The 19,436-nt window shown below is 62.2% G+C and carries 3 protein-coding genes (1 of these 3 running past the window's edge); 2 read left to right on the top strand and 1 reads right to left on the bottom strand.

All coding sequences use genetic code 11. From position 1 onward, the window contains the following. Positions 1–1,355 carry the final stretch of an RNA polymerase-associated protein RapA gene (gene rapA / locus I6L38_RS01155; RefSeq protein ID WP_043172014.1) on the top strand. 1,513 nt of this gene lie to the left of the window's left edge, so only the last 1,355 of its 2,868 coding nucleotides appear in the window; its start codon lies beyond the left edge, outside the window; it ends in the stop codon at positions 1,353–1,355. 221 nt (positions 1,356–1,576) lie between these two features. Continuing rightward, complete coding sequence (gene rluA / locus I6L38_RS01150; RefSeq protein ID WP_201883181.1) at positions 1,577–2,233, top strand: bifunctional tRNA pseudouridine(32) synthase/23S rRNA pseudouridine(746) synthase RluA; 657 nt, start codon at positions 1,577–1,579, stop codon at positions 2,231–2,233. A 676-nt stretch (positions 2,234–2,909) separates the two neighbouring features. Here the strand turns inward: rluA and I6L38_RS22550 are convergent. Further along, complete coding sequence (locus I6L38_RS22550) at positions 2,910–19,385, bottom strand: VCBS domain-containing protein (RefSeq protein WP_254204175.1); 16,476 nt, start codon at positions 19,383–19,385, stop codon at positions 2,910–2,912. Positions 19,386–19,436 lie beyond the last annotated feature (51 nt).

Below are 19,436 nucleotides of genomic sequence, written 5' to 3'. Positions count from 1 at the left end.
TCGCGCTTGAAGAGGCCGTGCGTACCCGCGAGGGGATCCGCGCCGCCGTCTTCCACGAAGGGATGTCCATCCTGGAACGGGACAAGGCCTCCGCCTATTTCGCTCAAGCTGAGGGGGGCGCCCAGGTGCTGCTCTGCTCCGAGATCGGCTCCGAGGGGCGCAATTTCCAGTTTGCCAGCCATCTGGTGCTGTTCGATCTGCCTCTCAACCCGGATCTGCTGGAGCAGCGGATCGGCCGACTGGATCGCATCGGTCAGCAGAATACCGTCGAGATCCACGTTCCCTATCTGGAGGGCACTTCCCAGCGCGCCCTGCAACTCTGGTATCACGATGGCCTCGATGCGTTCGAGCAGACCTGCCCGACCGCCCGCCCGGTGTTTGAAGCGGTGCGTGACGAGCTGTTCGAGCTGCTGGCCGCCAACACCGGTGAGCAGGCAACCCTCGAAGCGCTGCTGACCCGCACCCGCGAGCTGCACGAGCCCCTCAAGGCCAGTCTGGAACAGGGCCGTGATCGTCTGCTGGAGATCCACTCCAGCGGTGGCGAAGCCGCCAAACAACTGGTCGAGAAGCTGGCCGCCGAAGATGACGACACCGGCATGATCTCCTTCGCCCTCAAGATGTTCGACGAGATCGGCGTCAATCAGGATGATCGTGGCGAGAACGCTCTGGTGCTGATGCCGGGCGATCACATGCTGGTGCCGAGCTTCCCGGGACTGCCGCAAGACGGCATGACCATTACCTTCGATCGTACCACCGCCCTGTCGCGGGACGACATGTCGTTCCTCTCTTGGGATCACCCCATGATGCGCGGCGGTATCGACCTGATCCTGGGTTCAGAGATCGGTGCCACCTCGGTGGCCCTGCTCAAGAACAAGGCGTTGCCGGTCGGTTCCATCCTGCTGGAACTGATTTTCGTTGCCGAGTCTGCAGCTCATCCCCAGCTCTACCGCTTCATGCCGCCTACCCCGATCCGGCTGCTGATGGACAAGAACGGCAACAACCTGGGTGAGAAGGTGGCGTTCGATGCCTTCAACCGCCAGCTGACGCCGGTCAACCGCCACCTGGGCAGCAAACTGGTCACCGCTTCCCAGCCAGTGATCCACGGTCTGATTGGCCAGGGTCAGGCGATTGCCGAAGGACTGAAGGCGAATATTGTCGACCAGGCCCGTTCTCAGATGGCGCAAACTCTGCAGCAGGATCTCGATCGTCTGGAGGCGCTCAAGGCGGTCAACCCGAACGTGCGCGACAGCGAACTGGATTATCTGCGCAATCTGCAGGCAGAATTGCACCACCTGATCGACCAGACCCAACTCAAGCTGGATGCCATCCGCTTTATCGTGGTTACCCATAACTGATAAAACGGTGAAGGCATCGTCTGGTTACTAACAACCAGACCCAACGCGAGTTGGATACCATGCACTTTTTATCGTGGTTACCCATAACTGATAAAACTGTGCAGGCATCGTCTGGTTGATAACGACCAGACCCAACGCGAGTTGGCAGCCATGCACTTTTATCGTGGTAATCCATAACTGATGGGGGCTTGCCCCCGCTTTGACCAAAGATGCGAGACGCTATGTTTGTATACTCACCGCCCCTGGAACCCTGGCTCGATATCCTGTTCAAGGACAAGGACATCATGGTGGTCAACAAGCCCACTGGCCTGCTGAGCGTCCCTGGGCGCGGCCCCGAGAATGAAGACAGCGTGCTCCATCGGGTGAAACAACAGCACCCCAAGGCGGCGGCAGCCCATCGTCTCGACATGGCGACCACAGGTGTGCTGGTGATCCCCCTCAATCCCAACTCTCACCGGGAGCTGAGCCGGCAATTCCGCGAGCGGGAAACCGAGAAGCACTATCTGGCCTGGGTGTGGGGCGAGCCGAAACTGGATGCGGGTGAAGTGGATCTGCCGCTCTGTGTCGACTGGCCCAACCGCCCGAAGCAGAAGGTGGACTTTGAGGAGGGGCGTCACGCCCTGACCTTGTGGCAGAAGCTGAAGGTGGAAAATGGCAACAGCTTGATCAAGCTGACCCCCATTACCGGTCGCTCCCATCAGCTACGGGTTCATATGCTGGAGCTGGGGCACCCCATCCTCGGGGATAACCTCTACGCCAATCCGGAGGCGCTGGCGGCGGCACCGCACCTCTATCTGCATGCAGCCAGCCTGACCATTACCCACCCGCGCAGCGGCGAACGGATGACCTTCGAGGCTCCGGCCCCCTTCCCAACCTGAACCAACGCAGGAATAATAATGTGTCTAGCCCCGAAATAGGTTCGCACATTTTTAGCACTGAAAACCCCTGATGCGCCACATCGGGGGCTTTGTATTTCAATGCCTGATGTGGTCACTTCAGGTCATGTACCATTTCCCCCGCTTGTGCCTGGTTCCGAGGGCTTTGTAACAGCAACTCTCCTTGCAAAATCTCGGTCGCCCGTTCCGCCTATGTATCCTGATATCAGCCATAGCCATCCGTCATCGAGTACTGGAGCCTGTGCCACTCATGCACCGACGGACACAAGAGCGAGTAATATTGCCCCCCAAGTCAGAGTGGTAGCCAACTTCCTTACGTGAACAGGTATTCATCACCAAACTAAGGTTTAAAGGTTCGCTCTTGTCCGGCAGACAGATAATATCAGCCCCCGAATTAGCTCAGACACCGCCGGCAAAATCTAGTCAGGCCCGATAACAAACTTGTACCTGTTTCTATGTCAGCTTACCTTTTTCAATCTACACGACCGAAGCCAGTTTAAAACTCAGTAAGCAGTTACACTGTATTTGCTCCATGTCTTATTCCATCGAGGTCTCGGTATAACCGAAAGCAAGGTGTAAATCATATTCAGGACGGGAAAACAACGCTAATAAAAAAGCGGCAGATTGCTCTGCCGCTTTTTGCCTGGGGTCGACCGGATTACTTGTCGATATCCAGCATGTTGTTGTTGAGCATGTAGTCGATCACCTGAGACGAGGTGGCCGCCGCACTGCCGGTGAGGCTGTCGAACGTGTGGTTCATCAGCACTATCTCCTGGGTCACGGGGGCAGCGCTGCTCTCCTTGACCTGCAGATGCACCCCTTCACTGTCCTGGAAGACCGAGAGCAGGCTCTTCAGATCGTTCTGGTTGCGAGAACCGTCGTGATCCAGCAGGTCGCTCAGATCCAGCTTGTCACCTTCCGCCTTGGAGAAGTCGACCACGTAGTCCTTGGCCACGCTGCCCGCAGCTGTATCGCCCTGCAGCCAGGTGAAGGTATCGGCGCCGCCATCCCCCTTGAGGATGTCATTGCCAAGCCCGCCGACCAGGATGTCGTTGCCCAGACCACCGCTCAGGGTATCGTCGCCGATGCCGCCAAACAGGGTATCGTTGCCGCTGCCACCGTACAGGGTATCGTTGCCGCTCTCGCCGTACAGGGTGTCGTTGCCGGCACCACCGAACAGGATGTCGTTGCCGGCCCCGCCAAACAGGAAGTCATCGCCACCCTGACCGAACAGGATGTCGTTGCCATCCCCGCCGATCAGCACGTCTGCCTTGTCGTTGCTGGAGGACTGATCAAACTCGCTGGCATGGTCCGTGATGTAGTCATGGACCTGGGCATCGGTCACCGAGCCTGCGCTCAGCTTGCCGGCCACATACTGCTTGATGGCCGCGTAGCCTTCACCGTTGATACCGGCAAAGTGGATCGCATCACCGAACAGGATGTCGTCACCGGCACCGCCGTCGATCCGGTCGCTGCCCGGCAGGTTGTTCACCGAGGTACCCAGAATGGCGTTGGCCAGGTCGTTGGCGTTGACACCGGTCATGATGACGCCGTCAGAGTCGTAGGACTTGAGATCGTTGTAGGAGATGTTGGCTCCCAGTCCGATCGCTTCTACCGTAACCCCCATTCCTGTCAGCAAGGCAAAGCCGGCAACGGAGTTCGTAATCGTAGTATTGGTGGTATTACGGCCATCACCGTCCAATGTCGAGTAGGTATAACCACCCAGACCATCGGGACGCATATAGCCAATCTTGGTTGACGCGCCTTTGGTATCGACCTTATACACGGCCCCCTGAGCATCGATAATGGTATATCCGCTGCTCTTGTAAACTTGACCTGGCACATAGCCATTCTGCAGCAGCTGATTGAGATAGACATCACGAGAATCATTCGGATAGTCATCGATCAGCGGATTGCTACCCTCACTACTGAGATAGTAAGTCGGCTTACCATCGGTAATGAAGTAGGTCAGGTTCTTGGCATTGGTGTTACCTTGAGTGGTTGAGCTGTTGAACCAGTTGGCCGTGGTCTTGAATACATCTTCGTAGTTGGTACCACCGCCACTGTTGGTGCTGCCATCCATGCTGTCGAGAATGGCTTGCAGCTGGCTCAGGGCATTGCTGTCCTTCAGGTTCACGCTGACCGATTTGTTGGCCATGGTGTCGAAGTCCACTAGGAAGATGTTGACCATCCCGGCCCCATCGGTCCCAGCGCTCGCCTTGAGGCTGGAGAACACCTGTGCCAGCTGACTCTTGATGGTGTTCATGGCACTGGTGCCGATACTGCCCGAGCTGTCGACCATGAAGGCGATGTTGTAGTTCTGGCCCGGCAGCACCACGCTGCCATCCAGATCCCCGACCACGATATTGTGCTCGCTGCCGTAGATACGGTTTTGATCCCCCGGCTCCCCTTCGGTGGATTGGAAGTAGCTCAGACGAATGCTGTCACTGTCGGTCGCGGTACTGGTCTGATCGGTACCCACCTCCTTGGCGGTAGCATCCACCTGGAGATCCACCAGACCGGCGCTGCCGCCCGGCACTCGCAGAGTCAGTCCGGTCAGCTTCACATCCAGCGCACTCGTATTCCACAGACCGCTGCTGGCGGTGAGAATGAGCTGGCCATCAACTCCGACGGTGCCCAGCAACTGACTACCGCTGTAGAGTTCAGCTCCCTTCGGAATCCCGCTCAGTACTAAGCTATCGAGCACTTCGCTGCCATCCCGGTCGGTCAGGGAGGCACTCACCTCCAGCGGGTAATCAACAACCACTGGCTGTACCAGGGTCAGCTCACCCGTGCTCTGGTTGAGCTGGTAGATACCGTCGGCAAACTGGACATACTCCACGTCGTGCAGTGCCTTGGTGATGCCGGCGCCCTTCTCCGTGACGGAGAAGTCGAACCAGCGATCATTGACCGAATATCCGCTGCCCTTCTTGATGGCGTAGTCGGCACGGTTGCCAGTCAGCACCGCGATATCAGTACCGGCACCACCATAGAGGCCGTCGCTGCCGAGGCCCGATACCAGCACATCATTGCCGTCTCCCCCGTCGAGGGTATCACCCGTCACAGAATTGCCACCGACCAGCACGTCATTGCCTAGGCCACCGACAAAGTGGTCACCGCCGCCCTTCACACTGACGATATAGTCGTTGACCTTGGTGCCATCAACCCGCTCCTGACCACTGCTACTGTCTGTCAGCCAATTGGTGATGCCAAAAGCCGTCTTGTTGAAATTACCTGACTGGAACTGATCCGTGGTGACGCTCGCGCTCGGGAAGCTCAGGTTGTAAGACGGTATGCCATTCCCCGTTAGGGTGACATTGACCGTGGGTCTATCTGCTACCGCATCAATATCGATCACCAGCTTGCCGCTGTTGCTGAGGTTGGCACCGTCGCTGATCTGATAATCGAAGCTGGCGTAGTCCCCCTTCATGTTACCGATGACGACACCGCCGCCATCGCTGGCACTTGAGCTCGACTCGTTCACCCCAGGCACGAAGCGCAGATGGCCAGCACTCACATCGGCATAAGAGATGAGGGCACCACTCGACACGGCAACCCACTGGCCTGCAGCATTGAGGTACTCGAGCTTGCCACTGAGAGGCAGAGTGCCGATCTTCACACTGAGATCGCTCGTAACCTGATCATCGCTGGCACCGAACTGGGCCCAGGTCAGCACCTGGGGCTTGTCTTCCTGCCCGGCACTATGGCCCCCGGCCGCCGTCGGCGCACGATCGTTGTCGATGATGGTACCGATGCCGTTCTGACCGCCCACAGTCACCGTCAGGGTCTCATTCGCTTCGACCAGACGATCGTCCACCGTCGGGATGGCCACGGTAAAGCCCGACACCCCGGCCGGCACGGTGATCTTGCCGGTGGCGCTGTTGTAGGTCACCCCGTTGCTGAACTGGGCAGTACCCCAGTCAAGGCTGGAAGCCGGGTTGGTACCGCTGCCCTTGATGCCGAAGTCATACTGGGTCGCTTCCTGGGTCGCATCCGACAGCGTCACCGTGTGCAGCAGGTTGCCGCCCTCGGCCGCACTCTCGCTGGAGACCGACTGTACGATAGGCGTAAACAGCGGCTTGGTTGCGAAAGAGCCCAGGCTGTAGTCGCCGTCGCCATCCACCACCTTGATCTGGAAGTCGATGTCGCCATCTCCCAGCGGCTTGGACATGTTCTGATACTGGAAGAACTCCCACTTGCCGGTGGCCGGGGTAAATTCCAGACGGAACACCAGGGTGCCATCACTGGCCTTGCCGACCAGGGTATTGGCCGATTCCATCGTGGTGGTGATCAGCTTGCTGGTCGCCGTGGTCAGCCCGGTCTCGGTAGAACCGACCAGCTGCATGTAGCCCTTGCCGTCTGCACCCCACTGCGGAGTGACCGTGCCGGAACCGTAGGCAATGGCCGGCGCCGTAGTCGCCCCGAGGAACTCGATGCTCTTCACGGTGAAGTCGCTGTTGTCGCCATAGAGGCCGTTACCATTGTTGGTGGCCTTGATGACCATGGTATCGAAGCCGCCCTGCTGTACCTGGAAGTTCTCGGCATAGTCGCCACCCGCCGCGTTGGAACTGAAGGTCTGGGTACCGATCAGCACGCCACCGCGGTAGAACTCGACCACGCCGCTCTCCAGCTCGCCACCGAACATCTGGCTGAACTTGATGTTGGCGCCATAGGCCACCTTGCCCGCATCCAGCTTGACGATCAGCTGCTCGGAAGCAGAAGTACCATTTGCAAAGTGGCGGAAGTCCACCTCGTTGGCGAGGTTGTGGTTCGGTGAACCGACGCTGGAAACCCCCAGACCGGCGCTGGAACCGTTGACATTGGCCGTCGTCAGGGCCGAGTTGGTCGATGAGGTAAAGCCCAGCGCCGTGATGCTGAAACCGCTCACGTTCAGGGTCATCTGGTTGCTGCCACTGTACTTGGTCAGATCAAACAGGCCGGTCAGAGTATCCGGGATGTTGGTCTTGATGACAGAGACGGCCGCCATGTCGCCAGCCACCGGTGAGTCGTCCTCGACCGAAATGGGCAGGCTGCCGGTGGTGGTGGTCTTGCCATCCGATACGGTCACACCGATCTGGAAGTTGAGTACGTCTTCACTGCCCTTGACCGGATGATCCAGCGGGGCCTTGAGCGTCACGTCGTAGCTCCAGTCGCCCTTGCCGTTGCCGGCAGGCGCGGTCAGTTTCACATCCATGACCGCCTTGTAATCGGCGCCGCCCGGAATGCCGGTATAACCGGTCAACACCTTAGTAGCGGCATTCCAACTCCACTGCACCGCGGCACCGCCAGCCGTCAGGCCAGCCGGCCCGTTCAGGCTGATGGTGAGGGTATCCTGGCTGTCGACGTCGCCGACCGTGATCTTGCCGCTGGCGGCCACGCTGTCGGTGGTATCGCTGCTGCCCGCCGTATCGGCAATGCCGCCGGCAAGCCCCTCTTCAGAGACCACAACCCCCTTGTCGATATTCAGGGTCGGTGCGTCGTTGGTGCCGGTGATGGTGACGGTGACGGTGTGCTCGGTGCCGTCCACGGACTTGACCACAAAGGTTTCGACCTTGGTCTCGCCCTCGCCCAGGTACTCCACCTTGCTGTTGTCGACGTTATAGGTCCAGACACCGCCTTCGGTGATGGTCAGGCTGCCCAGCGGGGCACCCTCGGTCGGGTGCGCCACCGCCGCCACGTCGGTGCGGAAGGTGTTGTCGGCATCCTTACCGTCCACGTCCACGGCCGTCAGGGTACCGCTGTCACTCAGGACGATGTTGCCATTGCCCTCGGTCACTGCGCCCTCGGCATCGCCGCTGATGATCGCCTGGTCGTTGGTGCCGGTGATGGTGACGGTGATGGTGTGCTCGGTGCCGTCCACGGACTTGACCACAAAGGTCTCGACCTTGGTCTCGCCCTCGCCCAGGTACTCCACCTTGCTGTTGTCGACGTTATAGGTCCAGACACCGCCTTCGGTGATGGTCAGGCTGCCCAGCGGGGCACCCTCGGTCGGGTGCGCCACCGCCGCCACGTCGGTGCGGAAGGTGTTGTCGGCATCCTTACCGTCCACGTCCACGGCCGTCAGGGTACCGCTGTCACTCAGGACGATGTTGCCATTGCCCTCGGTCACTGCGCCCTCGGCATCGCCGCTGATGATCGCCTGGTCGTTGGTGCCGGTGATGGTGACGGTGACGGTGTGCTCGGTGCCGTCCACGGACTTGACCACAAAGGTTTCGACCTTGGTCTCGCCCTCGCCCAGGTACTCCACCTTGCTGTTGTCGACGTTATAGGTCCAGACACCGCCTTCGGTGATGGTCAGGCTGCCCAGCGGGGCACCCTCGGTCGGGTGCGCCACCGCCGCCACGTCGGTGCGGAAGGTGTTGTCGGCATCCTTACCGTCCACGTCCACGGCCGTCAGGGTACCGCTGTCACTCAGGACGATGTTGCCATTGCCCTCGGTCACTGCGCCCTCGGCATCGCCGCTGATGATCGCCTGGTCGTTGGTGCCGGTGATGGTGACGGTGACGGTGTGCTCGGTGCCGTCCACGGACTTGACCACAAAGGTCTCGACCTTGGTCTCGCCCTCGCCCAGGTACTCCACCTTGCTGTTGTCGACGTTATAGGTCCAGACACCGCCTTCGGTGATGGTCAGGCTGCCCAGCGGGGCACCCTCGGTCGGGTGCGCCACCGCCGCCACGTCGGTGCGGAAGGTGTTGTCGGCATCCTTACCGTCCACGTCCACGGCCGTCAGGGTACCGCTGTCACTCAGGACGATGTTGCCATTGCCCTCGGTCACTGCGCCCTCGGCATCGCCGCTGATGATCGCCTGGTCGTTGGTGCCGGTGATGGTGACGGTGATGGTGTGCTCGGTGCCGTCCACGGACTTGACCACAAAGGTCTCGACCTTGGTCTCGCCCTCGCCCAGGTACTCCACCTTGCTGTTGTCGACGTTATAGGTCCAGACACCGCCTTCGGTGATGGTCAGGCTGCCCAGCGGGGCACCCTCGGTCGGGTGCGCCACCGCCGCCACGTCGGTGCGGAAGGTGTTGTCGGCATCCTTACCGTCCACGTCCACGGCCGTCAGGGTACCGCTGTCACTCAGGACGATGTTGCCATTGCCCTCGGTCACTGCGCCCTCGGCATCGCCGCTGATGATCGCCTGGTCGTTGGTGCCGGTGATGGTGACGGTGACGGTGTGCTCGGTGCCGTCCACGGACTTGACCACAAAGGTCTCGACCTTGGTCTCGCCCTCGCCCAGGTACTCCACCTTGCTGTTGTCGACGTTATAGGTCCAGACACCGCCTTCGGTGATGGTCAGGCTGCCCAGCGGGGCACCCTCGGTCGGGTGCGCCACCGCCGCCACGTCGGTGCGGAAGGTGTTGTCGGCATCCTTACCGTCCACGTCCACGGCCGTCAGGGTACCGCTGTCACTCAGGACGATGTTGCCATTGCCCTCGGTCACTGCGCCCTCGGCATCGCCGCTGATGATCGCCTGGTCGTTGGTGCCGGTGATGGTGACGGTGACGGTGTGCTCGGTGCCGTCCACGGACTTGACCACAAAGGTCTCGACCTTGGTCTCGCCCTCGCCCAGGTACTCCACCTTGCTGTTGTCGACGTTATAGGTCCAGACACCGCCTTCGGTGATGGTCAGGCTGCCCAGCGGGGCACCCTCGGTCGGGTGCGCCACCGCCGCCACGTCGGTGCGGAAGGTGTTGTCGGCATCCTTACCGTCCACGTCCACGGCCGTCAGGGTACCGCTGTCACTCAGGACGATGTTGCCATTGCCCTCGGTCACTGCGCCCTCGGCATCGCCGCTGATGATCGCCTGGTCGTTGGTGCCGGTGATGGTGACGGTGACGGTGTGCTCGGTGCCGTCCACGGACTTGACCACAAAGGTCTCGACCTTGGTCTCGCCCTCGCCCAGGTACTCCACCTTGCTGTTGTCGACGTTATAGGTCCAGACACCGCCTTCGGTGATGGTCAGGCTGCCCAGCGGGGCACCCTCGGTCGGGTGCGCCACCGCCGCCACGTCGGTGCGGAAGGTGTTGTCGGCATCCTTACCGTCCACGTCCACGGCCGTCAGGGTACCGCTGTCACTCAGGACGATGTTGCCATTGCCCTCGGTCACTGCGCCCTCGGCATCGCCGCTGATGATCGCCTGGTCGTTGGTGCCGGTGATGGTGACGGTGACGGTGTGCTCGGTGCCGTCCACGGACTTGACCACAAAGGTTTCGACCTTGGTCTCGCCCTCGCCCAGGTACTCCACCTTGCTGTTGTCGACGTTATAGGTCCAGACACCGCCTTCGGTGATGGTCAGGCTGCCCAGCGGGGCACCCTCGGTCGGGTGCGCCACCGCCGCCACGTCGGTGCGGAAGGTGTTGTCGGCATCCTTACCGTCCACGTCCACGGCCGTCAGGGTACCGCTGTCACTCAGGACGATGTTGCCATTGCCCTCGGTCACTGCGCCCTCGGCATCGCCGCTGATGATCGCCTGGTCGTTGGTGCCGGTGATGGTGACGGTGACGGTGTGCTCGGTGCCGTCCACGGACTTGACCACAAAGGTTTCGACCTTGGTCTCGCCCTCGCCCAGGTACTCCACCTTGCTGTTGTCGACGTTATAGGTCCAGACACCGCCTTCGGTGATGGTCAGGCTGCCCAGCGGGGCACCCTCGGTCGGGTGCGCCACCGCCGCCACGTCGGTGCGGAAGGTGTTGTCGGCATCCTTACCGTCCACGTCCACGGCCGTCAGGGTACCGCTGTCACTCAGGACGATGTTGCCATTGCCCTCGGTCACTGCGCCCTCGGCATCGCCGCTGATGATCGCCTGGTCGTTGGTGCCGGTGATGGTGACGGTGACGGTGTGGGTGGTGCCATCGACCGAGGCCACGGTGAAGGTCTCGACCTTGGTCTCGCCCTCGCCCAGGTACTCCACCTTGCTGTTGTCGACGTTATAGGTCCAGACACCGCCTTCGGTGATGGTCAGGCTGCCCAGCGGGGCACCCTCGGTCGGGTGCGCCACCGCCGCCACGTCGGTGCGGAAGGTGTTGTCGGCATCCTTACCGTCCACGTCCACGGCCGTCAGGGTACCGCTGTCACTCAGGACGATGTTGCCATTGCCCTCGGTCACTGCGCCCTCGGCATCGCCGCTGATGATCGCCTGGTCGTTGGTGCCGGTGATGGTGACGGTGATGGTGTGCTCGGTGCCGTCCACGGACTTGACCACAAAGGTCTCGACCTTGGTCTCGCCCTCGCCCAGGTACTCCACCTTGCTGTTGTCGACGTTATAGGTCCAGACACCGCCTTCGGTGATGGTCAGGCTGCCCAGCGGGGCACCCTCGGTCGGGTGCGCCACCGCCGCCACGTCGGTGCGGAAGGTGTTGTCGGCATCCTTACCGTCCACGTCCACGGCCGTCAGGGTACCGCTGTCACTCAGGACGATGTTGCCATTGCCCTCGGTCACTGCGCCCTCGGCATCGCCGCTGATGATCGCCTGGTCGTTGGTGCCGGTGATGGTGACGGTGACGGTGTGCTCGGTGCCGTCCACGGACTTGACCACAAAGGTCTCGACCTTGGTCTCGCCCTCGCCCAGGTACTCCACCTTGCTGTTGTCGACGTTATAGGTCCAGACACCGCCTTCGGTGATGGTCAGGCTGCCCAGCGGGGCACCCTCGGTCGGGTGCGCCACCGCCGCCACGTCGGTGCGGAAGGTGTTGTCGGCATCCTTACCGTCCACGTCCACGGCCGTCAGGGTACCGCTGTCACTCAGGACGATGTTGCCATTGCCCTCGGTCACTGCGCCCTCGGCATCGCCGCTGATGATCGCCTGGTCGTTGGTGCCGGTGATGGTGACGGTGACGGTGTGCTCGGTGCCGTCCACGGACTTGACCACAAAGGTTTCGACCTTGGTCTCGCCCTCGCCCAGGTACTCCACCTTGCTGTTGTCGACGTTATAGGTCCAGACACCGCCTTCGGTGATGGTCAGGCTGCCCAGCGGGGCACCCTCGGTCGGGTGCGCCACCGCCGCCACGTCGGTGCGGAAGGTGTTGTCGGCATCCTTACCGTCCACGTCCACAGCCGTCAGGGTACCGCTGTCACTCAGGACGATGTTGCCATTGCCCTCGGTCACTGCGCCCTCGGCATCGCCGCTGATGATCGCCTGGTCGTTGGTGCCGGTGATGGTGACGGTGACGGTGTGCTCGGTGCCGTCCACGGACTTGACCACAAAGGTCTCGACCTTGGTCTCGCCCTCGCCCAGGTACTCCACCTTGCTGTTGTCGACGTTATAGGTCCAGACACCGCCTTCGGTGATGGTCAGGCTGCCCAGCGGGGCACCCTCGGTCGGGTGCGCCACCGCCGCCACGTCGGTGCGGAAGGTGTTGTCGGCATCCTTACCGTCCACGTCCACGGCCGTCAGGGTACCGCTGTCACTCAGGACGATGTTGCCATTGCCCTCGGTCACTGCGCCCTCGGCATCGCCGCTGATGATCGCCTGGTCGTTGGTGCCGGTGATGGTGACGGTGACGGTGTGCTCGGTGCCGTCCACGGACTTGACCACAAAGGTCTCGACCTTGGTCTCGCCCTCGCCCAGGTACTCCACCTTGCTGTTGTCGACGTTATAGGTCCAGACACCGCCTTCGGTGATGGTCAGGCTGCCCAGCGGGGCACCCTCGGTCGGGTGCGCCACCGCCGCCACGTCGGTGCGGAAGGTGTTGTCGGCATCCTTACCGTCCACGTCCACGGCCGTCAGGGTACCGCTGTCACTCAGGACGATGTTGCCATTGCCCTCGGTCACTGCGCCCTCGGCATCGCCGCTGATGATCGCCTGGTCGTTGGTGCCGGTGATGGTGACGGTGACGGTGTGCTCGGTGCCGTCCACGGACTTGACCACAAAGGTTTCGACCTTGGTCTCGCCCTCGCCCAGGTACTCCACCTTGCTGTTGTCGACGTTATAGGTCCAGACACCGCCTTCGGTGATGGTCAGGCTGCCCAGCGGGGCACCCTCGGTCGGGTGCGCCACCGCCGCCACGTCGGTGCGGAAGGTGTTGTCGGCATCCTTACCGTCCACGTCCACGGCCGTCAGGGTACCGCTGTCACTCAGGACGATGTTGCCATTGCCCTCGGTCACTGCGCCCTCGGCATCGCCGCTGATGATCGCCTGGTCGTTGGTGCCGGTGATGGTGACGGTGACGGTGTGCTCGGTGCCGTCCACGGACTTGACCACAAAGGTCTCGACCTTGGTCTCACCTTCGCCCAGGTACTGCACCTTGCTGTTGTCGACGTTATAGGTCCAGGCACCGCCTTCGGTGATGGTCAGGCTACCCAGTGCACCGGCGCTCGGAGTGCCGTTGCCCGCCAGGAACTTGGCTTCGTCCGCGCCGTCCACGTCGGTCACGGTCAGGGTGCCGGTCTCGGTCAGGATCGGGTTGGTCTCATCTTCGGTCACGCCACCGGTATCGGTACCGGTGATCACCGCGGCATCGTTGACGCCGGTGATGGTGATGGTGACGGTATGGGTAGTGCCGTCGACAGAGGCCACGGTGAAGGTCTCGACCTTGGTCTCACCCTCGCCCAGGTACTGCACCTTGCTGTTGTCGACGTTGTAAGTCCAGGCGCCGCCTTCGGTGATGGTCAGGCTGCCCAGTGCACCGGCGCTCGGAGTGCCGTTGCCCGCCAGGAACTTGGCTTCGTCGGCGCCATCCACGTCGGACACGCTCAGGGTGCCGGTCTCGGTCAGGGTCGGGTTGCTTTCGTCTTCCACCACGTTGCCGCTGTCGACACCACCAATGACGGCAGAGTCGTTTACACCGGTGATGGTGATGGTGACGGTGTGGGTGGTGCCATCGACCGAGGCCACGGTGAAGGTCTCGACCTTGGTCTCGCCCTCGCCCAGGTACTGCACCTTGCTGTTGTCGACGTTGTAGGTCCAGACACCGCCTTCGGTGATGGTCAGGCTGCCCAGCGGGGCACCCTCGGTCGGGTGCGCCACCGCCGCCACGTCGGTGCGGAAGGTGTTGTCGGCATCCTTACCGTCCACGTCCACAGCCGTCAGGGTACCGCTGTCACTCAGGACGATGTTGCCATTGCCCTCGGTCACTGCGCCCTCGGCATCGCCGCTGATGATCGCCTGGTCGTTGGTGCCGGTGATGGTGACGGTGACGGTGTGCTCGGTGCCGTCCACGGACTTGACCACAAAGGTCTCGACCTTGGTCTCGCCCTCGCCCAGGTACTCCACCTTGCTGTTGTCGACGTTATAGGTCCAGACACCGCCTTCGGTGATGGTCAGGCTGCCCAGCGGGGCACCCTCGGTCGGGTGCGCCACCGCCGCCACGTCGGTGCGGAAGGTGTTGTCGGCATCCTTACCGTCCACGTCCACGGCCGTCAGGGTACCGCTGTCACTCAGGACGATGTTGCCATTGCCCTCGGTCACTGCGCCCTCGGCATCGCCGCTGATGATCGCCTGGTCGTTGGTGCCGGTGATGGTGACGGTGACGGTGTGCTCGGTGCCGTCCACGGACTTGACCACAAAGGTTTCGACCTTGGTCTCGCCCTCGCCCAGGTACTCCACCTTGCTGTTGTCGACGTTATAGGTCCAGACACCGCCTTCGGTGATGGTCAGGCTGCCCAGCGGGGCACCCTCGGTCGGGTGCGCCACCGCCGCCACGTCGGTGCGGAAGGTGTTGTCGGCATCCTTACCGTCCACGTCCACGGCCGTCAGGGTACCGCTGTCACTCAGGACGATGTTGCCATTGCCCTCGGTCACTGCGCCCTCGGCATCGCCGCTGATGATCGCCTGGTCGTTGGTGCCGGTGATGGTGACGGTGACGGTGTGCTCGGTGCCGTCCACGGACTTGACCACAAAGGTCTCGACCTTGGTCTCGCCCTCGCCCAGGTACTCCACCTTGCTGTTGTCGACGTTATAGGTCCAGACACCGCCTTCGGTGATGGTCAGGCTGCCCAGCGGGGCACCCTCGGTCGGGTGCGCCACCGCCGCCACGTCGGTGCGGAAGGTGTTGTCGGCATCCTTACCGTCCACGTCCACGGCCGTCAGGGTACCGCTGTCACTCAGGACGATGTTGCCATTGCCCTCGGTCACTGCGCCCTCGGCATCGCCGCTGATGATCGCCTGGTCGTTGGTGCCGGTGATGGTGACGGTGACGGTGTGCTCGGTGCCGTCCACGGACTTGACCACAAAGGTCTCGACCTTGGTCTCGCCCTCGCCCAGGTACTCCACCTTGCTGTTGTCGACGTTATAGGTCCAGACACCGCCTTCGGTGATGGTCAGGCTGCCCAGCGGGGCACCCTCGGTCGGGTGCGCCACCGCCGCCACGTCGGTGCGGAAGGTGTTGTCGGCATCCTTACCGTCCACGTCCACGGCCGTCAGGGTACCGCTGTCACTCAGGACGATGTTGCCATTGCCCTCGGTCACTGCGCCCTCGGCATCGCCGCTGATGATCGCCTGGTCGTTGGTGCCGGTGATGGTGACGGTGACGGTGTGCTCGGTGCCGTCCACGGACTTGACCACAAAGGTTTCGACCTTGGTCTCGCCCTCGCCCAGGTACTCCACCTTGCTGTTGTCGACGTTATAGGTCCAGACACCGCCTTCGGTGATGGTCAGGCTGCCCAGCGGGGCACCCTCGGTCGGGTGCGCCACCGCCGCCACGTCGGTGCGGAAGGTGTTGTCGGCATCCTTACCGTCCACGTCCACGGCCGTCAGGGTACCGCTGTCACTCAGGACGATGTTGCCATTGCCCTCGGTCACTGCGCCCTCGGCATCGCCGCTGATGATCGCCTGGTCGTTGGTGCCGGTGATGGTGACGGTGACGGTGTGCTCGGTGCCGTCCACGGACTTGACCACAAAGGTCTCGACCTTGGTCTCACCTTCGCCCAGGTACTGCACCTTGCTGTTGTCGACGTTGTAGGTCCAGGCACCGCCTTCGGTGATGGTCAGGCTACCCAGTGCACCGGCGCTCGGAGTGCCGTTGCCCGCCAGGAACTTGGCTTCGTCCGCGCCGTCCACGTCGGTCACGGTCAGGGTGCCGGTCTCGGTCAGGATCGGGTTGGTCTCATCTTCGGTCACGCCACCGGTATCGGTACCGGTGATCACCGCGGCATCGTTGACGCCGGTGATGGTGATGGTGACGGTATGGGTAGTGCCGTCGACAGAGGCCACGGTGAAGGTCTCGACCTTGGTCTCACCCTCGCCCAGGTACTGCACCTTGCTGTTGTCGACGTTGTAAGTCCAGGCGCCGCCTTCGGTGATGGTCAGGCTGCCCAGTGCACCGGCGCTCGGAGTGCCGTTGCCCGCCAGGAACTTGGCTTCGTCGGCGCCATCCACGTCGGACACGCTCAGGGTGCCGGTCTCGGTCAGGGTCGGGTTGCTTTCGTCTTCCACCACGTTGCCGCTGTCGACACCACCAATGACGGCAGAGTCGTTTACACCGGTGATGGTGATGGTGACGGTGTGGGTGGTGCCATCGACCGAGGCCACGGTGAAGGTCTCGACCTTGGTCTCGCCCTCGCCCAGGTACTGCACCTTGCTGTTGTCGACGTTGTAGGTCCAGACACCGCCTTCGGTGATGGTCAGGCTGCCCAGCGGGGCACCCTCGGTCGGGTGCGCCACCGCCGCCACGTCGGTGCGGAAGGTGTTGTCGGCATCCTTACCGTCCACGTCCACGGCCGTCAGGGTACCGCTGTCACTCAGGACGATGTTGCCATTGCCCTCGGTCACTGCGCCCTCGGCATCGCCGCTGATGATCGCCTGGTCGTTGGTGCCGGTGATGGTGACGGTGACGGTGTGCTCGGTGCCGTCCACGGACTTGACCACAAAGGTCTCGACCTTGGTCTCGCCCTCGCCCAGGTACTCCACCTTGCTGTTGTCGACGTTATAGGTCCAGACACCGCCTTCGGTGATGGTCAGGCTGCCCAGTGCACCGGCGCTCGGAGTGCCGTTGCCCGCCAGGAACTTGGCTTCGTCGGCGCCATCCACGTCGGACACGCTCAGGGTGCCGGTCTCGGTCAGGGTCGGGTTGCTTTCGTCTTCCACCACGTTGCCGCTGTCGACACCACCAATGACGGCAGAGTCGTTTACACCGGTGATGGTGATGGTGACGGTGTGGGTGGTGCCATCGACCGAGGCCACGGTGAAGGTCTCGACCTTGGTCTCGCCCTCGCCCAGGTACTGCACCTTGCTGTTGTCGACGTTGTAGGTCCAGGCACCGGTCTCAGTGATGGAGAGGGTGCCCAGCGCACCGGCTCTCGGGGTGCCGTTGCCGGCCAGGAACTTGGCCTCGTCGGCGCCGTCCACGTCGGTCACGGTCAGGGTGCCGGTCTCGGTCAGGGTCGGGTTGGTCTCGTCTTCGGTGACTGCACCAGTATCGGTGCCACCAATGACGGCGCTGTCGTTGACGCCAGTAATGGTGATGGTGACGGTGTGGGTGGTGCCATCGACGGACTCGACCACAAAGGTCTCGACCTTGGTCTCACCCTCGCCCAGGTACTGCACCTTGCTGTTGTCGACGTTGTAGGTCCAGGTGCCGCCTTCGGTGATGGAGAGGCTGCCCAGCGCACCCGCGCTGGCCACGCCGTTGCCCGCCACAAATTTGGCTTCATCCGCCCCATCCACGTCGGACACGGTCAGGGTACCGGTCTCGGTCAGGGTCGGGTTGGTTTCGTCTTCGATCACGCCACCGGTATCGGTACCGGTGATCACCGCGGCATCGTTGACCGGCGTAACAGTCCCGGTCACGCCGCCTGTGGCGCTGTTCAGGCCATCGGTAACTGTGTATTCAAATGCGATGTTGCCGTTGAAATCCGGAGCCGGTGTAAAGATCAGCTGGCCATTGTTCAGGGTGACGGAGCCGTTGCTGATCGCAACCGTGCCGCCTTCGGCAATGGCCTGGCCGTTGATGGCGGTGATGGTGAGAGGATCACCATCCGCATCCGTGTCGTTGCCAAGCACATTGATGGTGACGGTGCCATCCTCTGCCACGGTGAACTGGTCGTCGCCCGGCTGGGGTGCGGCATTCACCACGCTGTTGTCGGTTCCCTTGGGCGAGGTGTTGCCCACCGGGTCGGTCAGGGTGGCATCCACCGTGATGGGGCCGTTGACCGGCAGATCCGTGGTGGGGATGGTCAGGGTGACCTGGGTGCGGCCGATATCGTCGGTCGTCAGAATTCTGCTGGAGTCGGGTACGCCATCACCATTCCAGTCCACATCGAGGCGATCGCCGGCCTTGGCATCGCCCGGCAGCCGGATGATGACATCCACCCCGTTCTCGCGCTCATTGGCGGAGATGACATTGTCAGCCCCGTCCTGGATGTCCACTTGCGGTGCCGAGGGAGCGGTACTGTCCACACTGCCGTCATCGGTCGCGGTGCCGGTGTTGCCGGCCGGATCGGTGACGCTGCCCGTGACGGTGTAGGAACCATCCGGCAGCGGCGTGGTGACATCCACGCTGAAAGTGCCATCCGGATTGACGGTGGTGATCAGGGTTTGCTGGTTGCCATTGGCATCGGTCACCAGCAGGGTCACGGTACTGCCGGCGGCGGCATCCGTGGTACCCGTGATGGTCGGGGTTGTGTCGTTGGTATTGTCAGGCGCAGAGACGGTGATCACCGGCGGCACCAGATCGATCAGGCGGTTCTCTTCACCCGGCAGTGCATCAGCGGTCACGCCGGCATCGGTTTGATAGGTCGTATCAAAACCCGCCGCCGCTATGGTGGCATCGCCGGTACGGTCGATGGTGACGAAACCACCATTGCCGCTGGCGCCGGCCACGCCGCCAATACCACCACCGGCGGCAGGAGCCCCACCGGCAGCAGAGGCTTCAAACGCCTTGGTCGGGTCGGCGCCACCCAGAATGGCTTGCTGCAGGGCAGCAATGTCATTGGGATTGTCGCTCGGCACGTTCTGGGCAAGCAGCGGCTCTTGAGACGTTTCATCCTCAGCCTGCTGCTCGTTGGTCGGGCTCAGGGTGAAAGTCTGGTTGCCACCTTTGAAGCTGGCGCCCTCAGGAGTGAGCAACACGGCATTCTTGGGCAGGATATCGCCTTCGGCGAGCGGTTGCTGGCTGCCATCTGCGGCGACCAGGTAAACCTTGCCTTTCAACTGGGTAACGACAACGTCCTGATCCAATGCAATTTCGTGGTTGCTCATGTTCTCTCCTGAAGCTCTATTGGCATGCAATATTCCACCGTCTAATGTGCC

Source organism: Aeromonas sp. FDAARGOS 1408 (genome assembly GCF_019048665.1).
GTDB classification, from domain to species: Bacteria; Pseudomonadota; Gammaproteobacteria; order Enterobacterales; family Aeromonadaceae; genus Aeromonas; species Aeromonas dhakensis.
Note: the sequence above shows the minus strand (reverse complement) of the source record. Positions and strands in the feature narration are given on the sequence as shown.